We start from the raw sequence: 2,102 nt of genomic DNA on the forward strand, positions 1-2,102 counted from the left end.
CCCTAAATCCCTCTCTTAAGAAGAGAGGGACTTGTATTCCCCTTCTCTTTTTAAGAGAAGGGGAAAGGGGATGAGTTCGAGAACTGAGCGTAATACGTTATGATTGGTAAATTAATTTCACATTATAAGATACTCGAAAAACTGGGCGAGGGTGGGATGGGTGTGGTTTATAAAGCCCAGGATATCAAGCTCGCTAGAATCATAGCTTTGAAATTCCTGCCTAAGCATCTTCTATGCGACCAGGAAGCCAAGATCAGATTTGAGCATGAAGCTAAAGCGGCATCGGCTCTTGACCATCCTAATATCTGCACTATCCATGAGATAGATGAAGTTGAAGGGGAATGTTTCATCTCTATGGCTTATGTTGAGGGTAAATCGCTCAAGGAAATTTTGAAAGAAAAGACACTTTCCTTAAGAGAGGTTTTGGATATAGCTATACAGATAGCAGAAGGTTTGAATGTAGCGCATAAGAAGGAGATTGTCCATAGAGATATAAAATCAGACAACATTATGTTAACCGAGGATGGAGTGGTCAAGATAATGGATTTTGGTTTAGCTAAGCTTAAAGGAGCTACCAAGCTGACCACGACTGGCTCGACCCTGGGGACTTTAGCTTATATGTCACCGGAACAAGCTCAAGGGATAGAAGTTGACCATCGTTCAGATATTTTTTCTTTTGGAGTGGTTTTATATGAGATGATAACCGGACAGCTTCCCTTTAAAGGTGAGCATGAGGCTGCCATAATCTATTCTATTATAAATGAAACCCCAGAGCCATTAGCCAGATATAAAGTCAATGTTCCGGAACGACTACAGAGGATAGTTGACAAGGCATTAGAAAAAGACCGCAATGTCAGGTATCAGAGTGCGGCTGAGGTCATGGCGGATTTTAAGGGATTGCAAAGGGAGACAATAACTTCTGCTGCACGCAAGTCTAAAAATAAATTTTTCCCCATTTTAATTCCGGCTTCAGCAGTTTTCATCTTGGTTTTACTCTTTTTGATTCTCAAACCTTTCAAATTTGAAATTAGTCCAGAAAAGAAAGCCACAGCAGCGGAGAACACATTGGCAATAATGTATTTTGAAAATTTAGTAGACCCAACAGATTCTACCAAATTAGGAGAGATTATCACTAATTTATTAATCACTGACCTGACCGAATCACAATATCTCAGGATAGTATCCAGCCAGAGGTTATATGATATTCTCAAGCTATTGGGTAAAGAGGGAATAAAAAGGGTTGACCGGGCAACAGCCACTCAAGTAGCAGAGAAAGCCAATGCTAAGTGGATGCTTTTGGGCAGTGTTTTACAGATAAAGCCGGAGATAATACTGACAGCTCAATTAGTAGAAGTTAAGACAGGAAATGCCATTGCTTCCCAGAGAATCACTGGACAGGCAGGTGAGAATATTTTCCCCTTAGTGGATAAGCTTACAGTTGAAATCAAAAAAGACCTGTCTCTACCTGCAATAGCACAGAAGGAACCAGACCCTTCGGTTGCGGATGTTACTACCCATTCACCTGAAGCGTATCGTTGCTACTTGGAGGGTATTGATTACAAGAATAAGCTTTACTCCAAAGAAGCAGAGGAAAGCTTCAGGAAAGCTTTGAAGTACGATTCCACCTTTGCGATGGCATATTATCAATTAACCAGGATGGGAACAGATGACTGGAAGGAGATGTTAGAGAGAGCAATAAAATACTCAGATAAAGTTAGCCACAAGGAAAAAAATTATATAAAAGTTCTAGAGATAGAGTATTCAGAGAAAACGACATGGGAAGATTATGTTAAAGAGCTAAAAGAGTTACTAAAGCGTTATCCTGAGGAGAAAGATGCCTTGATAATGTTAGGAGCGTATTATATTGGCCTGCGAAAGTTTGAACAGAGCCTTGAATACTATAACCAAGTCATTGAGATAGACCCTCTCAATAAGTTAGCCTATAATGACCTTGCCTATGCATACAACGAATTGGGGAATTTCGACAAATCAATCTGGGCGATAAATAAGTATATATCCTTAGCACCAGATGAAGCCAATCCTTATGACACTCGTGGTGACCTTTATGCTTACAATGGTAGGTTGGACCAGGCAATTGAATC

Annotated in this window: 1 protein-coding gene; it reads left to right on the forward strand. The window is 40.2% G+C overall.

The window, feature by feature from the left end:
* Positions 1-99: 99 nt before the first annotated feature.
* The coding region (locus MUP17_11170) for a protein kinase (protein ID MCJ7459541.1) at positions 100-2,102 on the forward strand (2,003 nt) is incomplete at its 3' end.

The sequence above is a fragment of the Candidatus Zixiibacteriota bacterium genome (assembly GCA_022865345.1).
In the GTDB taxonomy this organism is placed as follows: Bacteria; Zixibacteria; MSB-5A5; order MSB-5A5; family RBG-16-43-9; genus RBG-16-43-9.